We start from the raw sequence: 19,304 nt of genomic DNA on the forward strand, positions 1-19,304 counted from the left end.
AAGCCCGAGTCAGAAGTTGTCGCAGGTCTTAAGTAAAAGTCCTCAAGTGGGCGACTTAATTCAGATGCACGATGGTGAGTTCAATCTTAAAGTTCCGCAGGAAATTTCTCGCGCAACGATTAACGCCTTAACGAATGGACATACTGGCTATTGTGATCTTACCGGCATAGAGTCTTTAAAAAGCTCTTTGATCGAGAAGTGTTTTCACATGCATAGTAAGTTGTACGACCCAGCCGAGATTTTAGTCTCTAATGGCTCGAGTCAGGCTTTGTTTATGTTGATGAAATGCATATTAGCCAAAGGTGACGAGGTTCTTATTCCGAACCCATGCTGGCCCGCTTATAGATCTTACATAGAGCTTAACGAGGGCATTGCCGTCGATTATGAAATGGGCACTAAGCGTATCGACATAGCTGAAATTCGTAAGTTGGTCACTAGCAAAACTAGGGCGTTGATCGTTAACTCGCCGCACAACCCCACTGGCTCGGTTCTAAGTCGACAAGAAATTCTAGAGTTGGTGCTCTTATCTCAAGAGTTTGGATTTTTACTAATTTCCGACGAAGCCTACGAAGGCATCGTTTTTGGTAGCGGTGAACATGTTAGTCCTCTGGATCTTATGGTGGATACTAGCCTGCTGGTGGTTACACGTACGTTTTCAAAACTGTTCTCCATGTCTGGTTTTAGAATAGGCTATATGTTCGCGGATAGAAATATTATCAATCGCTGCTCCACGCTTCAGGGCGTTATGACGGATAATGCTTGTACATTTGCTCAGCACGGTGCCCTGGCAGCAACAGCTTTGCCTAAAAATATTCTTAAAACGCGTGTTGATGAGTTGCAACGCCGAGCCTATTACTGCCATCAATTGTTAAGCACTACGTTTGATATTGTAATGCCGCAGGGTGGATTTTTCCTATTTCCTAATATTTCCCGCGTATTGGGTGCTACTTGGGATTCGGACGCTCAATTTGTAGACGATCTCCTAAACGTAAAATCTGTTTCTACCACGCCGGGCTCTTCTTACGGTATGAAGGACCATATCCGAATATCAATTGCTTCCGTTAATGAAGTTGAAATTAAAGAGGCTTGTGGGAGAATTGTAGATTTTGTCCACCGTCGCTGATTTTCATGCGGCAAGTGTTAATAGTGTGGAAAAATTTGTCAATTGGAGGTTGCGCTTTCTTGGTTAGCCCACGCTAACCTTGTTGAGGTTTGGTTAAGTTTATATGCCTAAGATGCCATTGCGTCATCAGATATTATATGTGATCACGCATTAATTTTAGGTCAAGACAGTTCCATATTTTATCATTTCCTATATTCCATTAAAGAATCTTATTGGCTACTAATTATGCATTCTATAGAAAATCTAGCGGTGAGTGTTGATGACTTCACAAACAAATCAGAGGTTGAACGTTTCAAGGTTTATACCTTGAAACAAATTGACGACATTTCTCAGCTTGCTAAATTAGACAGCCAGACTATTTGGGAGATGAAGGTTGTGGCAAGCGTCTTGCCATTTCGGGTCAATGAATATGTTATAAAGAATTTGATCGATTGGGACAATATTCCCAACGACCCTATATACCAACTTACCTTCCCCCAGAAGGATATGCTGGATAAAGAGTCTTTTGATCTAGTGTCATCTTTACTTTTAAGGAGTTCCGAACGTTCAACGTGTGAGGTTGCGATAAAACAGGTTAGAGCTAGACTGAACCCTCATCCAGCGGGACAGCTTGAGCGTAACATCCCTTCACTGTCTGGCGTGACGGTAACTGGTGTCCAGCACAAATATCGTGAAACTGTGCTTTTTTTCCCAAGCGCTGGTCAGATTTGCCATAGCTACTGTACTTTTTGTTTCCGTTGGGCCCAGTTCACTGGAGACCAATCGCTCAAAATTGCTGCTAAGGAAAACACCCAGCTGTTGGATTACCTGCGGGCCAACCCTCAAGTGACTGATGTTTTAATCACTGGTGGAGATCCGCTGGTTATGAAGACAAGCAATCTACGTGCTTATCTAGAACCTCTTTTGACTCCTGAGTTCGAGCACATCCACACTATCCGAATTGGTACGAAAGCGCTTTCTTTCTGGCCTCAGCGGTTTGTGACTGATAGCGACGCAGGTGAACTTCTTGATCTATTTAGGAAGATTAGCATGCATGGGAAACACTTAGCTTTAATGGCTCATTATAATCATTGGGCGGAACTTGAGCCTGCAATTGCTCGAGAGGCTATTCGTCGTGTTCGAAAAACAGGTGCTCAAATACGTAGTCAGGGCCCGTTGCTGGCTCATATTAATGACTCTGCTGATGTCTGGGCGCGACTCTGGCAGACGCAAGTTGAACTAGGTATTATTCCTTACTATATGTTTATCGAACGTGATACCGGGGCTCGCCGGTATTTTGAAGTGCCTCTTATACGTTCGTGGGAAATTTACCGAGACGCTGTCAAACAAGTCTCAGGTATTGCTAGGACCGCCAGAGGACCTTCGATGAGCGCAGATCCGGGGAAAGTTGAGGTCTGCGGTGTAGCTGAAATTAGAGGAGAAAAGGTGTTTGTTTTACGCTTTATCCAAGCACGAAACCCGGATTGGGTGCAAAGACCATTCTTCGCACGATTTGATCCCGATGCTACGTGGTTCGATCAACTAAAACCGGCTTTCGGGGAGACTGCCTTCTTTTTCGAGGAGGAAGTTTCTTAACCCGTTTTTCCAGCCTTGCCGCTGATGATCAAACTACCAGGCTGAGAAAATGTGCTCTCACTCAATACCCTGTGCCCAGTTTTCATGGATCCGCGTTTCATAACCGAAGGAAGCGAGATCAACTGTGCATTTAGTATGCTGCAGCCCCTAATAGACCTGTATCGAATCAAAAAAGACCTGTTTCAGGGCTTTAAGGGAACCGGGAGACTCGCAGAGGGGAATTGCCAAGATTCGCCCCTTTTTGGGCGAAGCGTTCGAATGGCTGCTTCTGGCCGATTCTGTTGAAAAAGTCGGTTCGCCCAAATGGCCTGAATATTGGACGGTGAAAACGCCTTTTTTGCACGCTGCTACGTGAAATCTGAGCTTGGAAGCCTCTGCCCAAAGTTAAGATTTCAACCTCAGGCGCGTACTTTTCTGCCGTGGCAACCATGGCCGACTTTTTCAACAGAATCGGCCGAAAGCAGTCCATAGTGAACGCCCGCAGACGCCAGTTTATTAAGCCACGGCCTCAAAACTGGGGGCGAAAATCACGCGTAGATGCTGGGTAAGACTCAGCACATGCAGTGCAATTGGCCTGCGGAACTCCGCTCTACCAAACAAGCAAAAACGGGCGCTTTCAGGCGCCCGTCACTCCATCAGCCCTCAACCTGCGCCTGAAGCCGCCGACCAATCACCTCCAGCAAATCACATCCATCGCGCAACGGAATCACCAACAGCTGTGCGAAATCCGAAAGCACCACCGTGTCGCTGGCGGTCTCGGAGCGAAACGCGATGTTTTCCAATACCTGCGTCACCACGCGAATGCGGTAATCAGCGGTTGCGTGCAGGACGTCAAGCGGGGCTTGGGTATCGATGAGGAGGGAAGCGGGGGTGCAGTCGATGCCGGTGATGGGGACGTATCTTTCCATGTTTGAAACTCCAATCTAACGAGGACTCGAATAACCCAATCGTCGCCAAACAATCGGGTGGCAGTTGTACGCAGGTTGGCGAACCGGGATTGGAACCGGCAGACCCCAAGGTCTCCCACGCACAACTGCCATAACAGGCAGCCGTGCAAGTGTGCCAAGCCTCCGCAAAAAAAGCAGTACTTTTGCACCCAATTCCCAGGTCGCCAAACCTGGTCACCCTTCCGAGCGACGGGAACGACTATAGGTTCGAACACCCAACGCGGACTAGGTGACGGCTTCCGAGTGTTTCGTAGGAATCGAGAGACTTCGCCATGGAAACGAACCGACGGTTTCAGCTTGCGTAGGAACATTCTGATCGGGCTGGCTTCCGCAAAAGGCAACAGGCCTTTGCCTTGGCCGCGCTAACGACCCACCTCCCGTGTTGAGCATCACCTTGGTCCTCCCGACGCTTTTTTCGTATGATCCCCCAACACTTCAACTGGATGCAGCGGCGTGAAATCGTCACCTAAAAGTGCTTCAACAGGCCCGGCTGTGCAGGGTGGCGTCAAGTGGGATCTGAGCGAAGCTGTGAACCAGCTGTCCTGGGACGATTTGCGCATCATCAAATCCCTGAGTGAATGCGGCAATCGCGCCGCCACGGCCAAGAAGCTGGGCATCAACGTGTCCACCGTATCGCGTCGAGTGGCTCAGGTTGAGAAAACGCTCGGGGTGGCTCTGTTTGATCACCGTCGCTCTGGGTACATGCTCACGGCGGAAGGTGCGGAGTTGCGGGCGCTGGCGGAGCGCGTCGAGCTCGATATCGTCAGCGTCGCGCGGCGTGTTTCGCGCTCGGGCCAGGGGCTGCTCGGGAAACTTCGCATCACGACCAGCGACTCGTTGCTGCTGTACTTTCTCACTCCCATCATCGCCGACTTCAAGACCCTTAACGAAGGGATAGCGATAGAGGTTCTGGTGGGCAACCAGACATTGAGCCTGGCCCGGGACGAATCAGACATCGCGGTGAGAGCGACCAGCAAACCAGCGGAAAGCCTGGTGGGGCGCAAACTGGCGACCATCGCTTGGGCGCCCTATGGCAGCAGCAAAAGTGCATCGACTTGCGACCCTTTCGCGCAAGGTCAGGCGTGGGTGTCTTACTCCGCAGCGTTGAGCGGTCTCAAGGCAACGAGCTACGTCGACAGCCGAGTCGATGCCAGCTGCATTTCGTATCGCACCGATTCGGTCGCCGCAGCGAGTGTGGCAATCGCGGCGGGACTGGGTGTTGGGTTTCTGCCGTGCATGGTGGGCGATATCACGCCGGGGTTGATGCGCGTGGGGCCGGTGATGCCAGAGCTTCAGGACGAGCTTTGGTTGCTGACCCACCAGGACATCCGCAAGTCATGGCGAGTCAAAGCGTTCATGACGTTTTGCGCAGCGGCCGTCGCGGACCAGAAATCCTTGATCGAAGGGCAGCGAGCGCTCCCGGCCGCGCTAATCGAAACCGGGAGTGTGGCTTAGTCGGCTCGTGCACCGATCACTGCCTTGCAGACGATTTCAATCAGCTGCGAACGCTGGGCCAGTCTCGACACGCCGATGATGTTGCTGGCGCACTGGGGGCGTTCAGCGTCATAGGCGGCCTTGCGAATATTGCCCACCACGGCAAAGGCCGCGTCCATATCCAATACATAAAGCGTTTCTTCAACGACGTCTTGAAGTGTTGCGCCATAGAGCGCCAGCAACTTGGAGATGTTGTCGTAGGACGTGCGCATCTGTTCGCCCATCGAGGAGAAATCGCTGGGTTTGCCCTCGCTGTCCAGCGGCGCTGGGGCTACCAGGTTGCCGTCTTCATCGTGGCTGAACTGGCCGGATACATAAATCTCGTTTCCCACTTGCCTTGCCTGCGGATAGCCATAGCTCTGTTCCCATGGAACACCCCAGTAAGCGGTTTTGTTATTGAACGGTTGTGAGGCTGCCATTGCATTCTCCTGGTGCGTGACGGATCGCTCGAAACGGCAATTCGTGTGGTTGGAAGGCAAAGGCTAGCACTGGGGAAGCGTGCAAAAGAGCGCATTTTTGCGCCCATGAAAGCGCATTAATGCGCCCCAAAAGATGCTGGCTATCGGTTAACTTGTTTCCAGTCCGGGCCGCAGCCCCTTGTGTAAAGCGCTGCGGCCTCCATGACGAAAACGAAACTGATGTCGCCGTCGCGATCCGCACACCAACCATCACTCATTTAAAGGGAACCACAATGAACAATCCAAAAAACGAAGTGCTGACACCTCTGAACAGCCAAGTGATCTTCATCGACCAACAGCCGCAAATGGCCTTTGGCGTACAGAGCATCGACCGGCAAACGCTGAAGAACAACACTGTGGGTCTCGCCAAGGCGGCCAAGATCTTCAACGTGCCGACCACCATCACCACGGTGGAAACCGAAAGCTTCTCCGGCCACACGTACCCCGAGCTGCTCGCCGTAATCCCTGATGCTCCGCTGCTGGAGCGCACCTCGATGAACTCCTGGGACGACCAGAAGGTACGCGATGCGCTGAAGAAGAACGGCCGCAACAAGATCATCGTCTCGGGCCTGTGGACCGAGGTGTGCAACACCACCTTCGCACTCAGCGCGATGCACGATGCCGGGTACGAGATCTACATGGTCGCCGATGCTTCAGGTGGCACCACGAAGGATGCCCACGACTACGCCATGCAGCGCATGATCCAGGCCGGCGTGGTGCCGGTCACCTGGCAGCAGGTGCTTCTGGAGTGGCAGCGTGACTGGAAGAATCGCGATACCTACGATGCGGTCATGAACCTGGTCAAGGAACACTCCGGCGCCTATGGCATGGGTGTCGACTACGCCTACACCATGGTGCACAAGGCGCCTGAGCGCGTTGAACACGGTCCGACCCTGGCGCCGATTGCGGCACCTATCTGAGTTCAGGAACAGCCACATTCTGCAGGGGCTCTGGGCGAATGAGCCTATCCCCTCAGAACCAGCGACATGTCCGGATATTTAGCGCAAATGAAGTCGACAAACGCGCGAACCTTCGGCGCAGCAAGGCGCCTGGACGTGTGCAAAACCCAAAGCGCTGGCTCGATGCCTGACACCGTGCCCCACTGAACCAGTTCGCCACGGGCAAGATGGTTCCAGGCAATCGACTGTGGAATGAGGGCAACACCGCCGCCGGCGATAGCCGCATCGCGGACCATCAGCAGTGAAGAGAATCGCATTTTCGGGACCGGCTCCAAGACCAGCTGCCCGCCATCGAGGCTCCATTGGGTGGGCTGGAAACTCGACGTCACGATGCTGGCAACCGGTCTGATTGCGCCGGGCATCGGCTTGGCTATTTCAGGCGCAGCGACGACGACCAGTCGATCCTTGGCGAAGCACCGGCCGACCAGATTGCTGTCCGGGCTGGGGCTGATGCGAATGGCGATGTCGAACTGTTCCTCGACGAGATCCACCAGGCGATCTTCCGCCACCACTTCAATTTCAACTTGCGGGTAGGCCGCGCAAAATTCGGCGCCGATACGGCCCATCGCGAGTTGGGAAAACAGCACCGGCGCCGCGACTCGCAAGCGACCACGCGGCGTCGAAACGCCTTCGCGGGCCGCCGTCATGGCTTCGGTGACCTCGCTCAGCGGGCCCTCCGTTCGAGACATCAACAGCTCGCCGGCTTCGGTGAGTTTCAAACCGCGCGCGCTGCGTTCGATCAGCCTCACGCCCAGTTGTTCTTCGAGATCGGCAATGCGGCGCGACAGGGTGGCCTTGGAAATGCCGCTCGCACGGCTGGCCTTTCCCAGCCCCTCATTGGTGGCGACGAGGATGAAATCGATCAGGGCGTTGAGGTTCATGGGGTGTTCCGTTTTTGAAACGAGGTGTCTGGATTTTGTGGTCTTCGTTTTGTAAGTGCAACGGAATATTGTCTCGGCATCGCAGCTCGGTATGCCATCTCACGCACTGGCAAGGCCGTTGCGGACTTCCACGTTGATCCATCCCATTTATTCGATGCAGGAGTTTCAAACATGAGCATTCTCGTTATTGGCGCCACGGGCACTATTGGTTCACTCGTCACCCAAGGCCTTGCTGATGCAGGCGCCAAGGTCAAGGCCCTGGTCCGCCAGGCCGGTAAGCGGGCCTTCCCGGCGGGCGTCACCGAAGTGGTCGGCGACTTGACCGATGTGGCCTCGCTGCGCGCTGCGCTGTCGTCGGTGCGTACGCTGTTCCTGCTCAATGCAGTGACGCCGGACGAGGTCACCCAAGCCCTCATCGCGCTGAACCTCGCTCGCGAGGCGGGCATCGAGCGCATCGTCTACCTGTCGGTGATTCATGCCGACAAGTTCACCAATGTCCCGCACTTCACCGGCAAGCATACGGTCGAGCGCATGATCGAGAGCCTCGACATGCCTGTGACCATCCTGCGCCCGGCTTACTTCATGCAAAACGATCGCATGGTCCAGCAGACGATTCAGAACTACTCGGTGTACCCGATGCCCATCGGCTCGGCTGGCGTCTCGATGATCGATGCGCGTGACATCGCCGACGTCGCCGTTGCCGAGTTGCTGCGCCGCGACAAGGCCCCATCCGCGCTGGAGCGTGTGACGCTGGAGCTGGTTGGGCCGCACGCGCTGACCGGTGCCTCGGTGGCGAAGACCTGGAGCGCAGCCCTGGGGCGCGAGATCGCCTACGCTGGTGATGACGTCGCCGCGTTCGAGGGGCAACTGGCTTCGTACGGCCCGACTTGGCTGGCCTATGACATGCGCTTGATGATGTCGGGGATCCAGACGTTCGGCATGCAAGCGGCGCAAGGGGCAGTGGAACGGCTCCAGACCCTTATCGGACACCCGCTGCGCAGCTATGAAGACTTCGTGCGCGAGGCTGTTGCCGAGGGTTGAAAACCTGGCGGTCCGGTACATCAGGCTGATCGAGCGGTCTTTGGGGGGGCCGCTTCGCAGCCCCGCGGGAGCAAGCGCCCTCGCCACAAAAGCATCCGCCGCAGCCAGGAAGTTTATTGGCGGCTGATAGGGGTGGAGAGGCCCCATAATTTGCGCCAAGCACAACTCCCGTGGCGAGGGAGCTTGCTCCCGCTGGGTCGCGCAGCGGCCCTAACTTGCTAAGGAGAAGGGGGCGGACTCATCCAGTACCGCCCCATCGCTCCGTCTAGATCCTGCTACTTGAAGTACCTGTCGACGTAGCGCTGGATCTCCTTGCGCATGAACCGTCCGGAGTCGTCAGCCCGTTCCTCCCATCCGAATACGCACGCGGTGACGATGCCATCGAAACCGGTCTTGGCGAGGGATTGGAAAAACAGGTCCCAGTCGATTTCGCCCTGATGCATGTCCATGTGCTGATGCACCGTCACTTTCGCGCCTGGCGGATTGACGATGTAGCGCAGGCCCGACGAAGCCTTGTGGTTATAGGTGTCGGCGATGTGGACGTGGGTGATCATCGAGCCCGCGTCGGCGATCATTTGCGCCATGTCATCACCGAAGTAGAAGGTGTGCGGCGTGCAGTACAAGAATTTCACGTTGTCCGAGCCGATGGTTTTGAGCATGTCCAAGGCTGGGTGCAGCGTCTCGCACCAATCTTCAGGGTGAGGTTCAACGTTGAGCGTCACGCCTTCTTTTTCAAGGACCGGCACGAGTTCTTCCATCGAGCGCCACCAGGCAGCTTCGCTGGATTCGTGGCTGTGGGCGCCGCCACAGCAGCTCACCTTGTGTCCGCGATCAGGCGATGGGCCACGGCCGAACTCCGAATTCATCGTGGTGCAGCCCATCTCCACGGCAATCTGAATCGCTTCTTTCCAGTAATTCACCGCGGCGCGGCGTTCGTCCTCATGGGGGCTGGCCCAGCGGTACATGGGCAGTAATGAGGCGAGCTGCACATTGTGATCGCGCAGCGCCTTCTTGAATTCGCTGATGCGTTCTTTATGGGCCCGTGGACGAACCCACCAAGGCAAAAAGTCATCCCTGGGCGATAGCTCGATGTATTCGAAGCCGAGTTCGGCCGTCTTGCGGCACAGCTCTGGCAGGCTCAAGTGGCGGTGCATGTAAGGATCGAGGGCGATTTTCATTGTTGTTCTCCGTTGGCTGTTCGATTCGCGGCAAAGCTTGAGTAATGAGCAGGGCAGGGCCTCAATAGGCCACCCAGGCGGCATCGTTATTGGCCGATTGCACACAGCGCTCGACCCAGCGCACGCCTTCGACGCCTGCGTCTATGCCCGGATAACGTATCGCTGCCAGGGCTTGGCCATCCTCTCGATCGGAAGCGTTCATGGCCAAGGCAAACCGGTAATAGAGATTTGCCCACGCTTCGAACAGGCCTTCGGGATGGCCACCGCCGATGCGATCATCGACCAACGCATTCGGGTGCAAGTAACCCATGCCGCGCTCCAGAATCTGCGCGGGTTGGCCTTGGACTTCGAAACTCAGCTGGTTGGGGCGTTCATCCCACCATTCGATGCTCGCGCGAGAACCGATGACGCGGATTTTCTGACCGTGCATCGAACCTGCATTGACGGCACTCGACCACACCATACCCATCACGCCGCCGTCGTATTCCATCAGCGTGTAAGCGTTATCTTCCAGCGGCGCACGACTGGCGACGAAACTTTGCCGGCTGCACATCAGCCGTTTGATCTTAAGGTCAGGCAGCATCACCTCAGACAAGTACAGCGGGTGCGTGCCGAGATCGCCCAATACGTAGCTGGGCCCAGCCTGCCGCGGATCGACGCGCCATTGCGTAGCCGGGTTCTGCGCTTCCACCGGAGCACTATGAAAGCCGTGGGCAAACTGCATATGCACCATGCGGATGTCACCCAACTCACCGGCAGCGATCATTTCGCGTGCCTGTTCGATCAGTTGATGGCCTGCATAACCGTAGGTCACACCGACGATGCGGTTCTTTTGCTTGGCCAGCTCACGCAGGGTTTCGGCCTGCTCGATGGTGAAACACAATGGCTTTTCACACACCACATGCAACCCGGCCTCCAGCGCCGCCTTGGTAATGGTGTAATGCGTGCCGTTGGGCGTGGCGATGGATACCGCTTGGATGCCGTCCGCACGCAGGGCTTCCTGTTCGAACATGCTCAGGTAATCGGCGTAGCAGCGCTCACGGTCGACCCCCAGCTGTTCGCCAAATTCGCTGCCACGCGCAGGGTCGATGTCGAACGCGCCCGCCACCAGGACGAATGTGTTGTCACGCAGTGCTGCGCAACGGTGGATGTAGCCGATCTGGCTCTGGCTTCCGCCGCCCACCATGGCCCAGCGGATCGGTCGCGGGATACGTTTGCTGCCGTTGATCATAGGTTTGTTTCCTGTCGGTCAGAATCCGATGTCTGCAAGGTAGGTGCGACTGGACCTGACATCGTCCAGGCTGCCGTTGGCGTTGCGAGGGTCGCGTTCTTGTTCGACGGTGATGTAACCCTGGTAATCCAGGCTTCGAACCAGGCGATACAAGTGGGGGTAATCGATCACGCCTCGCCCGATCGGGCACATCACACCTTTGCCACAGGCGTCGAAGAACGTGATGCGTTCATTCATGACCTGGTCGAACACGGCTTGGTCGATGTCTTTGAAATGGATGTAATCGAGTCGATGGGCATAAGCCTGTAACGAGGCCGCGGGGTCCATACCGGCGTAATAGAGATGGCCGGTGTCCAGGCACAGCCCGGCGACTTCGTCCGGGATATCCTCGACCAGCCGCGCCAGTTCGTCCGCAAACTCGATATGACCGCCTGCGTGGGGGTGAATCACGGGGCGAATGCCGTAATCATTCCAAGCGATGTCACAGATGGCGCGTATGTGCGCCATCATCGTTTGCCACGCCGCATCATCGAGGCGTTGCGCCTGTTCCGAGTGGCCCGCTGCGTAGTCGCGATGCTCATGGCCCCAATCAATGATCACCAGGTAGGGGCCGGCGAAGCGCTGACCGGGTTCCTTTTCAATAGCGGGCAATTGCTTGAGCAGTGCGCAGATATCGTGTGCTTGGCGGAGCAAGGAAGGCAGCTTCGCGGGTGTCGTCAAATCATCGAAAATTGTTCCCGCGACAACGCGCAGACAGTTATCGGCAAGGGCAGCGTTGACGACGTCGGCGTCAAGCGGCAAGTAACCATAGGGGCCCAACTCGATACCTTGATACCCAGCCTCTGCGGCTTCGCCGAGCACGTTGCGCCAGGGCGGCAGGTCAGGATTGTCGACATCGTCGACGCCCCAGCAGCAGGGCGCTGTGGAGATATGAATCGGCATGAACGCACTCCGGCTTTGTTGTTATGGATGAGTGTTTAGCGCTGCCTCGATGCTATTTCAGTCGTAAGGATCACGGCTACGGGGGGATGGCTAACTGTGTCAAAACCCTTCATTATCAAAAAAAGGAATGTCAAAACATGTTAAAAGCGCCACGCCGAAAACTCCGTCCAACCATGGCTGATGTCGCTCGCGAAGCGGGTGTGAGCCTCTCCACGGTGGATCGCGTGCTGAACCTGCGAGCAGACGTGCGCACGGACACGGCGCATCGCATCGCAACGGCTGCGGCGCGCTTGGGTTTTCATGCCAAAGGCGTGATCGAGCAACGGGTGCTCAACGACAAGCCGACGGTGCGCTTGGGCTTTTTGCTGCAAAAGAGCGGGGTGGCGTTTTATCAGGGGCTTGCTCAAGCATTGTCGAACGCCGCGACGACGTTCACGCGGGCGCGCATCCGTGTGGTAATCGGTTATCTGGACGATCTTGACCCGGCAACGGTGGCTCAGCGCGTGCTGGCGCTGGGGAATCAAGTCGACGGTATCGGCATGGTCGCGGTCGATCATCCGTTGGTGCGTGACGCCATCGGCCGCTTGCGAGGTGCCGGCGTTCCGGTGGTTGCCCTGATTTCCGAACTGGCAGGGCCCGCCGACGGCTCGTACGTTGGTGTTGATAGTCGGCTGATGGGTCGCACGGCAGGGTGGTTTGTCAGTCGATTGGTCAGGGCGCCCGGTTCGGCAGCGGTGATGGTCAGCAGCCAGCGTTTCCAATGCCAGGAGCTGTGCGAGCTGAGCTTTCGCAGTTATCTGTCGAAGCACTCCAGCGATTGGGAATTGCTCGCTTCGCGCCTGACGCTTGAGGATGATGATTTTGCTTATGGCAATGCGCTGGACTTACTGAGCGGTGAGCCGGATCTCTCAGCCCTGTACGTGGCGGGCGGCGGCGTCGCCGGGGTGCTGCGTGCTTTGCGGGAGCTCAAGCAACAGGCGATCAGGCTGCCGGTGGTGGTGTGTCATGACTTGACGCCCCTGACCCGGGACGCGCTGAAAACCGACCTGGTGCAGGCTGTGCTCTCTCACCCGGTGGTAGAAGTGGCGGAACAGGCGGTGCAAACCCTGGTTGCAGCGGTCTCGGACCCAAACCTTGTCGCGAGGGTGATGTTGCCTATACAGATATCGGTCAGCGAGAGTGTCGACTGACGGCACGCGATGTTGGGCCGCAATCGCGCTTGTTGGCGTAACCCTATTCATTGAATTTATGCTTGCGCTGGATAGGCGGATACACATATACCAACGCCGCTCACCTGCAGGACATGGAAGGACGATCTGTCCGCGAAGCAGCCTGTTACTGAAATCCGATCTTGATGCCCGCAAAAAAGCGGCTGGAGTACTCTCCATGCGAGTCCTGTTCATGTGTACGGCCAACAGTTGCCGGAGCGTGCTTTCTGAAGGTTTGTTCAACCATGTGGCGCCCAAGGAAATGACGGCGATAAGTTCGGGAAGCTTCCCGAGCGGGCGCCTCAATCCACGGGCGATCAGCACCTTGCAATCCCTTGGCGTGGACACTTCGGTGCTCTACAGCAAAGGCTCCGAAAGTTTCACCGATAACCCACCGGACATCGTGATTACGGTCTGTGACAAGGCCGGAGGCGAACCGTGCCCTGTGTACTTCGGATCTGCAATAAAGACTCACTGGGGCTTATCCGATCCCTCCGAAGTGGACGGTAGCGACGAGGAAATACAAGCGGCATTTGACGCTACGGTCGCCAAGATCCGCCAACGATTCGCCGCGTTTTTTACGCTCGATCCAAGCTCCCTGAGCGCGATTGAACTCAAGCAGGCGTTGGACCGGATAGGAGACATGTGATGAACGAGTCCAATAGCGACGAGCTTAATGATTTTCCAAACCTCGATCGGGCCCTGCTGGATGTCCCGACCCTCGAGAAGCTTTCCGGGCGAGAAGTGCCGGCGCATAAACCCCGCATACTTTTGCTGTATGGATCCACCCGTGAACGCTCCTTCAGCCAGTTGCTGACGCGAGAGGCTGCGCGCCTCCTGGAGCTCATGGGTGCCGAAACGGCGATCTTCGATCCTAGTGGACTGCCGCTGCCAGATGACGCGCCTATCGATCATCCCAAGGTGCAGGAACTGCGTGACTTGGTGATGTGGTCAGAGGGGCAGGTCTGGTGCTCGCCGGAACGCCATGGCGCCATGTCGGCAGTGTTCAAGGCGCAGATCGATTGGATTCCCCTGGCGCTTGGAGCGGTTCGTCCTTCCCAAGGCAAAACCTTGGCGGTGATGCAAGTTTGTGGCGGCTCGCAATCATTCAACACGGTCAACCAGCTTCGTGTGCTTGGGCGCTGGATGCGCATGGTCACGATACCCAATCAGTCATCCGTGCCAAAAGCGTTTCTTGAGTTCGACGAAGCCGGGCGCATGAAACCTTCGTCCTATTACGACCGGGTTGTCGATGTCATGGAGGAGCTGATGAAGTTCACGTTATTGGTGCGGGGCAGGGAAGACTATTTGGTGGATCGTTACTCCGAACGCAAGGAAAGCGCTGAAGCGCTTTCCAAGCGAGTCAATCAAAGGTCCATTTAAGCGATGCGCTTGGTCATGTAACTCGCCGTGGCGGGACACAGGCTGCGGAACTCAAGAGTGCCCTGAATGGCAGAAGGCGCAGCAGCCCGGTCACGATGTTCAAAACCGTGACGCTCGAAGAATGGAGCGGCAGTATTGGTCAAGAGGTGCAACGACTTGACCCCGTGACCCACCAGTAGCGCTTCCACTGATTTGAGCGCTTCTGAGCCGAGGCCTCCGCCTCGATGGGAGGGGAATATCAAAAACGAACGCAACAGGCGATCAGCAGTGGAACCCTCCACACCGACATAGCCCACCGGTTGATCGTCCTGATGAAACGCAAAGAAATGGCGCTCAGGCTCGTGGAGATCGGCATAGGGTAATCCTTCGGCCCGGAGCGACTCCATTAGCGAGTCGAGGTTGCCCAGTGGTGAAACTTTCAAGTGTTGAGCGATAGACATGAAAAATCCCTTAAGCCAAGTGATGGTTGACAGTCCAATGGCTGGTTTCGTGGAGGATGAATTGTGGTGGTAGTTCCAAGGCAGACTCCGTGTCCTGGTGCGTTGAGGATCATTGCTTTAGCGGTGTGGCATTTTCCAGCGAGTGCCAGCTTGGGACTGCTTCGCAGTCCAGCGGGAGCAAGCTCCCTCGCCACGGGGTGCAACTATCCTTCGAATTGGGCCTGCAACATCGCTAGAAATGCCTCTCTGGCGGGGTGCCGGCCAGCGTTTTCATGCCAATAGAATAAGTTGTCTATGCCCGTCAGCCCAGGGAAGTCGTAGCCTTTCCAGCCAGCTCCCTGACGGTATTGCTCATAGATCCCACGGGGCACCAGCGAAACGCCTGCACCAGCACTGACGCAGCCGACTATGGCGCCATAGCTGGCGATGCTGATGATCGGTTGGGCTTGGTCATGGCGTAATAACCACTGTTCCAATGCCAAGCGGTATGGGCAGCCCGTGGGCCACATGAAGATCGCCTTGCCTTGCAGGTCTGCCGCGTTGCGCAAGGGGCCGTGGGATTCGGAGGCGATGAGCACCAGCTCTTCGTGGTACATCACGGCGCGCTTGAGTCCGGGGCGTTCCACGTCCACCGCTACGATCACGCCATCGAGCCGGTGATGCTGGGTATCGTCCAGTAACTGTGCCCACGTTCCGGTGCTCAGTTCCAATGTCACTTGCGGGTACTGCGCGTGGTATTTGGCCAGCAGCTGGGGCAGGCGCCCCGTGGCGCTGGATTCGATGGCGCCGATGCGCAGTGGCCCGTTCGGCGTGCCGGCCGGGCTTACCGCACGGCGGGCTTCTTCCGTCAGGCCGAGGATTTTCGTCGCGTATCCCAGAAGCACCTCACCCGCAGGGCTCACCCGCAAACCGCGACCTTCGCGGAAAAACAATGGTGCGCCGAGTTCCCGTTCCAGGGATTTGAGCCGTGCGGTGATGTTGGAAGGCACGCAATGCAGCACTTCGGCGGCACGGGCGATGCTGCCGGTGTCGCAGACGGTCTTGAGCATGCGCAGTTGGGACAGTTCCATGGCTCATCCAAAGTGAATGGTTGGCTGAGTTTAAGTCACTTGTATTGATGATGGGTGGTTTCGATACTTCGGGCATCGACAGAGGGTCAACGCGCCGGAGCCCGAATGGATAACCGCTGTGAGACGCTGGAACGCTTGAGCAACCCCAGTAGGTTCAAGGTAAAGATTATTCTGGTGACGTTGTTCGTGATTCTTTGCTGGGCCTATTCGCCGATTGGTATTCGCATCGGCTTGCAGGCTTATGAACCCGGTCAACTGGCGTTGATGCGGTTCCTCATCGCCTCGGTGTTCATGGCCTTCGTTGCAATGGTGAAGGGCATTTCCCGCCCGCGTCCCAAGGACCTGCCGATGCTGGCTATCTTGGGCCTGTTCGCCGTGAGCCTGCACCACATCGCCCTCAATTACGGCCAGCGGGGCGTCAGTGCCGGTGCGGCCAGTGTGCTGGCCCAGTCCACGCCTTTGTTCAGCACGCTGCTGGCGCATTTTGTCTTCAAGGACAGAGTCGGCGGTTGGCAATGGGCCTGCGTACTGTGTGGTTTGCTGGGCGCTGGCGTGGTCGTCGCGGGGGATCGGGGCTTGGGTGAGGTGGATATCCATGGGATGTTGATCCTGTTGGCGGCGCTGTCCTGGAGCGTGTATTTCGCTTTGCACAAGCACCACTCCCATCGCTACGACGGGTTGACCATGGTTTGCTACACCGTCTGGTCGGGCACGATCCTGTTGTTGGTCTTCGCGCCGGGGCTGTTGGGCGCGGCGCGGGAGGCTTCGGTTTCGGTGGCCCTGGCGGTGCTGATCCTGGGCATTTTTCCCAGCGCGCTGGCGTACCTAGCCTGGGCTTATGTGCTGGCACACAGCAACGTGAGCCGGGCGTCCCTGGCGCTTTACCTGATACCGCCCACCGCGATGGTGATGGCCTCATGGGTCCTTGAGGAACGTCCGTCGAGGATGGTCATGGTTGGGGCAGTGGTGGTGTTGATGAGCGTGCTTGCGTTGAATCTTGAACCGGCGAGCAGGACAAAAGCCGGCTGATTCTGTGAGGCCCAGCTTTATTTCTTGACCTGATAATCCTGCCCCCAGACGCGCACAGTATTGATTTTCTCGTTCAACCCTTCGAACACGAACTTCTGCCGCACTGCCGTCTTCGGCGGGATGGTGATTTCATCAGGGTTTTCAAACCCTGCCAGCCGGTTGGCGTAACCCGCCTGGTCGATGGCGAGCAGGGCGCCCGTCTGGCCGAGGTTGATCAGGCGCAGTTGCGTGTCGGTGCTGTTCTTGAAGCCGAGGGTGACGCTGAAGGTGTCGTCAACCGGCTCCAGCTTCAGTACTTCAATGGCGACGTGGTCTTTCAGTTGCTCGTTGGAGGAAATGATCGCGGCGCCATCGGTGCCCTGGACCGACTCGCGGCCGTCGAGCACGCCTTCACTGACGCCGCCCAGCAGGTTCTTGCCGGCGGTGATGAACGTCGAGACGGCGGCCTTGGTGGAATCCTTGATGAGGCTGCCGTCCGTTGGCTCACCTTCGGCCAGGCACAGCGAGCTGAGCAGGAGGCTGGAGACGAATAGGGTGGAGCGTGACGGCAGAAAGGTCATACCTGGATCCTTGAGGGTGGCCTGCAATATCGCCCATCAGCAGGGCGAACGGCATCATAGCCGTGATCGGCGACCACTTGCTATGAGCCGCCGGCATCCTTGAGTTTTTCCGACATCTTGACCAGCGCCGCCAGCGAATCGGCATTCATCTTGCGCATCAGCGACCCGCGCCGCACTTTCACGGTCACCTCGCTCAAACCCAGCTGGGCGGCAACCTGTTTGTTCAACAGGCCCGAGACGACCAGGGCCATCACCTCGCGCTCGCCGTCAGTGAGCGCGTCATGACGGCATTTCAATTCGTCCATCAGCGCCGCCGCCTTGCGTCTTTCCCGGTCATGGTTCAGGCCCTGGCCGATGGCATCGAGCAGGTCCTGTTCGCGGAACGGCTTGGTCAAGAACTCCAGTGCCCCGGCCTTCATGGCTTTGACCGACATGGGAATGTCGCCATGGGCAGTGATGAATACAACGGGAATCTGGATGTCCAGGTGGGTCATTTTCTGCTGGAAATCCAGGCCGCTGAGGCCCGGCATGCGCACATCAAGGATCAGGCACGCGGGGGCGTCCGGGCGCGTAGCGTCCATGAACTCGCGGGCCGAACCGAACGCCATGCTCGCCAGGCCCACAGAAGCCAGGAGGTCTTGCAGCGATGCGCGCACCGAGCTGTCATCGTCGACGATGTAGATCATCGCTTCGGCAGGGCTCTGAACCTCGGTTTTATTCATCGGGCTCCCGTGTAACGGCCGGCAGGGTGAAGTGGAAGGTCGAGCCGGATCGCGTATCGCTTGAGGCCCAGATACGCCCGTCGTGGGCTTCGATGATGGAGCGGCTGATCGCCAGGCCCATGCCCATGCCGTCCTGTTTGGTGCTGTAGAAAGCATCGAACACCCGCTCACGGTCGCCGGCGGACAAACCGCCGCCCTGGTCCGACACTGAAAACAGCAATCGATCAGGTGATTCGAGCGCGACTTGCACCGTCAGTACGCGGCGCTCGATATCGACCTGGCGCATGGCGTCGACCGAGTTCATCGCCAGGTTGAGCAGCACCTGCTGGATCTGCACTTCATCCGCCAGCACCGGCGGCAACCCGTCCTCGACCTGAACGTGCAATGTGATGTCCTGCTCGTTCAGTTCCCCCGCCAGCAATCGCAGTGCGGCATTGACCGTGTCAGCCACGTTCAGCCATTGCTTGGTGGGGGCCTGATGCTTGGCCATGCCGCGCAATCGGGCGATGATTTCGCTGGCGCGGTGGGTGTCGGCAACGATCCGCTCCACCGCTTGGCGGGCCTTGGGCAGGTTCGGTGGTTCGGTGGCCATCCAGCGCAGGCAGGCTCCGCCGCTGGTGGCCACCGCAGCCAGTGGCTGGTTGACTTCGTGGGCAATGGAAGCGGCGAGCTCGCCCAGCATGTTGATCCGGGTGATGTGGGCCAGGTGCGCGCGGGTTTGATGCACGGTGCGGATGGCGGTCGACAGACGCAGTGCCAGATAAGTCGTTCCAGCGATGGCCGCGAGGCTGATCAACACGTTGATCAGCCCGGCTTCGGTGTCGCCGAAACGCGTGAATCGATAGCTCAGGATCGTCAAGAGCATGCAGATGGCCGAGACGCCGGCCACCGCCCGTGCGGGCAGGATCCTCACGGCGATCAGCACCACCACGATCTGGAACACCCCCACCGCGATTTCCAGATCGGTAACGGTGTCTATCGCGGCGATGCCAAGGGCAAGCCCCAGCAAAAGCGCTACACGGAGCGCCAACGGGGTGCTCCTCATCGAATCTTCATCCGCATC

20 protein-coding genes are annotated in these 19,304 nt (G+C 57.2%); 9 read left to right on the forward strand and 11 right to left on the reverse strand.

What is annotated here, in order from left to right; all coding sequences use genetic code 11:
* Positions 1-16 precede the first annotated feature (16 nt).
* Together AD663_RS09840 and AD663_RS09845 are read left to right on the forward strand one after the other, a co-directional pair.
* Entirely contained in the window at positions 17-1,123 is a 1,107-nt protein-coding gene (locus AD663_RS09840) for a pyridoxal phosphate-dependent aminotransferase (protein WP_160167766.1), read from the forward strand.
* Positions 1,124-1,348: 225 nt separating this feature from the next.
* Positions 1,349-2,698: a KamA family radical SAM protein gene (locus AD663_RS09845; protein WP_172680594.1), complete on the forward strand. Its 1,350-nt coding sequence runs from the start codon at positions 1,349-1,351 to the stop codon at positions 2,696-2,698.
* Between the two features lie 635 nt (positions 2,699-3,333).
* Here the strand turns inward: AD663_RS09845 and AD663_RS09850 are convergent.
* Entirely contained in the window at positions 3,334-3,606 is a 273-nt protein-coding gene (locus AD663_RS09850) for a hypothetical protein (RefSeq protein ID WP_003180299.1), read from the reverse strand.
* Positions 3,607-4,098: 492 nt separating this feature from the next.
* Between AD663_RS09850 and AD663_RS09855 the strand changes: the two genes are divergently transcribed.
* Positions 4,099-5,100 carry a LysR family transcriptional regulator gene (locus AD663_RS09855; protein WP_003180301.1) on the forward strand — a complete coding sequence of 334 codons (1,002 nt, stop codon included), beginning with the start codon at positions 4,099-4,101 and terminating at the stop codon, positions 5,098-5,100.
* On the opposite strand, the gene AD663_RS09860 is transcribed toward AD663_RS09855, so the two are convergent.
* A complete protein-coding gene (locus tag AD663_RS09860; protein ID WP_003180304.1) occupies positions 5,097-5,558 on the reverse strand; it encodes a RidA family protein in 462 nt (153 codons plus the stop codon). The two genes, AD663_RS09855 and AD663_RS09860, sit on opposite strands and share 4 nt — an antisense overlap.
* Before the next feature lie 272 nt (positions 5,559-5,830).
* Here AD663_RS09860 and AD663_RS09865 point away from each other — a divergent pair, with 272 nt between their 5' ends.
* Positions 5,831-6,517, forward strand: a complete 687-nt coding sequence (locus AD663_RS09865) for a hydrolase (protein WP_053213632.1) — start codon at positions 5,831-5,833, stop codon at positions 6,515-6,517.
* Between the two features lie 44 nt (positions 6,518-6,561).
* On the opposite strand, the gene AD663_RS09870 is transcribed toward AD663_RS09865, so the two are convergent.
* Entirely contained in the window at positions 6,562-7,437 is an 876-nt protein-coding gene (locus AD663_RS09870; RefSeq protein WP_053213633.1) for a LysR family transcriptional regulator, read from the reverse strand.
* 171 nt (positions 7,438-7,608) lie between these two features.
* Here AD663_RS09870 and AD663_RS09875 point away from each other — a divergent pair, with 171 nt between their 5' ends.
* Entirely contained in the window at positions 7,609-8,478 is an 870-nt protein-coding gene (locus AD663_RS09875) for an NmrA/HSCARG family protein (RefSeq protein ID WP_053213634.1), read from the forward strand.
* A gap of 275 nt (positions 8,479-8,753) precedes the next feature.
* Here AD663_RS09875 and AD663_RS09880 read toward each other — a convergent pair whose 3' ends face one another.
* The 3 genes from AD663_RS09880 to AD663_RS09890 form a co-directional block, all read right to left on the reverse strand.
* Entirely contained in the window at positions 8,754-9,656 is a 903-nt protein-coding gene (locus AD663_RS09880) for a sugar phosphate isomerase/epimerase family protein (protein ID WP_053213635.1), read from the reverse strand.
* Between the two features lie 61 nt (positions 9,657-9,717).
* Positions 9,718-10,887 (reverse strand): Gfo/Idh/MocA family protein, encoded by a 1,170-nt coding sequence (locus AD663_RS09885; protein WP_053213636.1) that lies wholly within the window; start codon positions 10,885-10,887, stop codon positions 9,718-9,720.
* Positions 10,888-10,905: 18 nt separating this feature from the next.
* Positions 10,906-11,829 carry a TIM barrel protein gene (locus tag AD663_RS09890; RefSeq protein ID WP_053213637.1) on the reverse strand — a complete coding sequence of 308 codons (924 nt, stop codon included), beginning with the start codon at positions 11,827-11,829 and terminating at the stop codon, positions 10,906-10,908.
* A gap of 137 nt (positions 11,830-11,966) precedes the next feature.
* Between AD663_RS09890 and AD663_RS09895 the strand changes: the two genes are divergently transcribed.
* The 3 genes from AD663_RS09895 (at position 11,967) to arsH (ending at position 14,420) form a co-directional block, all read left to right on the forward strand.
* Positions 11,967-13,019 (forward strand): LacI family DNA-binding transcriptional regulator, encoded by a 1,053-nt coding sequence (locus tag AD663_RS09895; protein ID WP_053213638.1) that lies wholly within the window; start codon positions 11,967-11,969, stop codon positions 13,017-13,019.
* A 196-nt stretch (positions 13,020-13,215) separates the two neighbouring features.
* The gene (locus AD663_RS09900; protein ID WP_003180320.1) at positions 13,216-13,686 is read left to right on the forward strand and encodes an arsenate reductase ArsC; all 471 of its coding nucleotides are present in this window, start codon (positions 13,216-13,218) and stop codon (positions 13,684-13,686) included.
* A complete protein-coding gene (gene arsH, locus AD663_RS09905; protein ID WP_003180321.1) occupies positions 13,686-14,420 on the forward strand; it encodes an arsenical resistance protein ArsH in 735 nt (244 codons plus the stop codon). Before AD663_RS09900 ends, arsH begins: the two co-directional genes overlap by 1 nt.
* On the opposite strand, the gene arsN2 is transcribed toward arsH, so the two are convergent.
* Both arsN2 and AD663_RS09915 read right to left on the reverse strand, forming a co-directional pair.
* Positions 14,417-14,860 carry an arsenic resistance N-acetyltransferase ArsN2 gene (gene arsN2 / locus AD663_RS09910; protein WP_003180322.1) on the reverse strand — a complete coding sequence of 148 codons (444 nt, stop codon included), beginning with the start codon at positions 14,858-14,860 and terminating at the stop codon, positions 14,417-14,419. The genes arsH and arsN2 overlap by 4 nt on opposite strands.
* A gap of 203 nt (positions 14,861-15,063) precedes the next feature.
* Positions 15,064-15,930 carry a LysR family transcriptional regulator gene (locus AD663_RS09915; RefSeq protein WP_053213639.1) on the reverse strand — a complete coding sequence of 289 codons (867 nt, stop codon included), beginning with the start codon at positions 15,928-15,930 and terminating at the stop codon, positions 15,064-15,066.
* 105 nt (positions 15,931-16,035) lie between these two features.
* On the opposite strand from AD663_RS09915, the gene AD663_RS09920 reads away from it, so the two are divergent.
* Positions 16,036-16,959: a DMT family transporter gene (locus AD663_RS09920; RefSeq protein WP_003180324.1), complete on the forward strand. Its 924-nt coding sequence runs from the start codon at positions 16,036-16,038 to the stop codon at positions 16,957-16,959.
* A 17-nt stretch (positions 16,960-16,976) separates the two neighbouring features.
* Here the strand turns inward: AD663_RS09920 and AD663_RS09925 are convergent, their stop codons facing one another.
* The 3 genes from AD663_RS09925 to AD663_RS09935 form a co-directional block, all read right to left on the reverse strand.
* Positions 16,977-17,519, reverse strand: a complete 543-nt coding sequence (locus AD663_RS09925) for a hypothetical protein (RefSeq protein ID WP_003180325.1) — start codon at positions 17,517-17,519, stop codon at positions 16,977-16,979.
* Between the two features lie 80 nt (positions 17,520-17,599).
* The gene (locus tag AD663_RS09930; RefSeq protein ID WP_003180326.1) at positions 17,600-18,241 is read right to left on the reverse strand and encodes a response regulator transcription factor; all 642 of its coding nucleotides are present in this window, start codon (positions 18,239-18,241) and stop codon (positions 17,600-17,602) included.
* Positions 18,234-19,286, reverse strand: coding sequence for a sensor histidine kinase (locus AD663_RS09935; RefSeq protein WP_053213640.1), 1,053 nt, complete (start codon positions 19,284-19,286; stop codon positions 18,234-18,236). Before AD663_RS09935 ends, AD663_RS09930 begins: the two co-directional genes overlap by 8 nt.
* Positions 19,287-19,304: the final 18 nt, after the last annotated feature.

Origin of the sequence: Pseudomonas sp. Q12-87, from assembly GCF_001269755.1 — a bacterium.
Classification (GTDB): Bacteria; Pseudomonadota; Gammaproteobacteria; order Pseudomonadales; family Pseudomonadaceae; genus Aquipseudomonas; species Aquipseudomonas fluorescens_S.

Coding starts and splice junctions, on each gene's coding strand:
- AD663_RS09845 (WP_172680594.1), top strand. CDS start 1,349: ATGCATTCTATAGAAAATCTAGCGGTGAGTGTTGATGACTTCACAAAC.
- AD663_RS09850 (WP_003180299.1), bottom strand. CDS start 3,606: ATGGAAAGATACGTCCCCATCACCGGCATCGACTGCACCCCCGCTTCC.
- AD663_RS09860 (WP_003180304.1), bottom strand. CDS start 5,558: ATGGCAGCCTCACAACCGTTCAATAACAAAACCGCTTACTGGGGTGTT.
- AD663_RS09865 (WP_053213632.1), top strand. CDS start 5,831: ATGAACAATCCAAAAAACGAAGTGCTGACACCTCTGAACAGCCAAGTG.
- AD663_RS09870 (WP_053213633.1), bottom strand. CDS start 7,437: ATGAACCTCAACGCCCTGATCGATTTCATCCTCGTCGCCACCAATGAG.
- AD663_RS09875 (WP_053213634.1), top strand. CDS start 7,609: ATGAGCATTCTCGTTATTGGCGCCACGGGCACTATTGGTTCACTCGTC.
- AD663_RS09880 (WP_053213635.1), bottom strand. CDS start 9,656: ATGAAAATCGCCCTCGATCCTTACATGCACCGCCACTTGAGCCTGCCA.
- AD663_RS09885 (WP_053213636.1), bottom strand. CDS start 10,887: ATGATCAACGGCAGCAAACGTATCCCGCGACCGATCCGCTGGGCCATG.
- AD663_RS09890 (WP_053213637.1), bottom strand. CDS start 11,829: ATGCCGATTCATATCTCCACAGCGCCCTGCTGCTGGGGCGTCGACGAT.
- AD663_RS09895 (WP_053213638.1), top strand. CDS start 11,967: ATGTTAAAAGCGCCACGCCGAAAACTCCGTCCAACCATGGCTGATGTC.
- AD663_RS09900 (WP_003180320.1), top strand. CDS start 13,216: ATGCGAGTCCTGTTCATGTGTACGGCCAACAGTTGCCGGAGCGTGCTT.
- arsH (WP_003180321.1), top strand. CDS start 13,686: ATGAACGAGTCCAATAGCGACGAGCTTAATGATTTTCCAAACCTCGAT.
- arsN2 (WP_003180322.1), bottom strand. CDS start 14,860: ATGTCTATCGCTCAACACTTGAAAGTTTCACCACTGGGCAACCTCGAC.
- AD663_RS09915 (WP_053213639.1), bottom strand. CDS start 15,930: ATGGAACTGTCCCAACTGCGCATGCTCAAGACCGTCTGCGACACCGGC.
- AD663_RS09920 (WP_003180324.1), top strand. CDS start 16,036: ATGGATAACCGCTGTGAGACGCTGGAACGCTTGAGCAACCCCAGTAGG.
- AD663_RS09925 (WP_003180325.1), bottom strand. CDS start 17,519: ATGACCTTTCTGCCGTCACGCTCCACCCTATTCGTCTCCAGCCTCCTG.
- AD663_RS09930 (WP_003180326.1), bottom strand. CDS start 18,241: ATGAATAAAACCGAGGTTCAGAGCCCTGCCGAAGCGATGATCTACATC.
- AD663_RS09935 (WP_053213640.1), bottom strand. CDS start 19,286: ATGAGGAGCACCCCGTTGGCGCTCCGTGTAGCGCTTTTGCTGGGGCTT.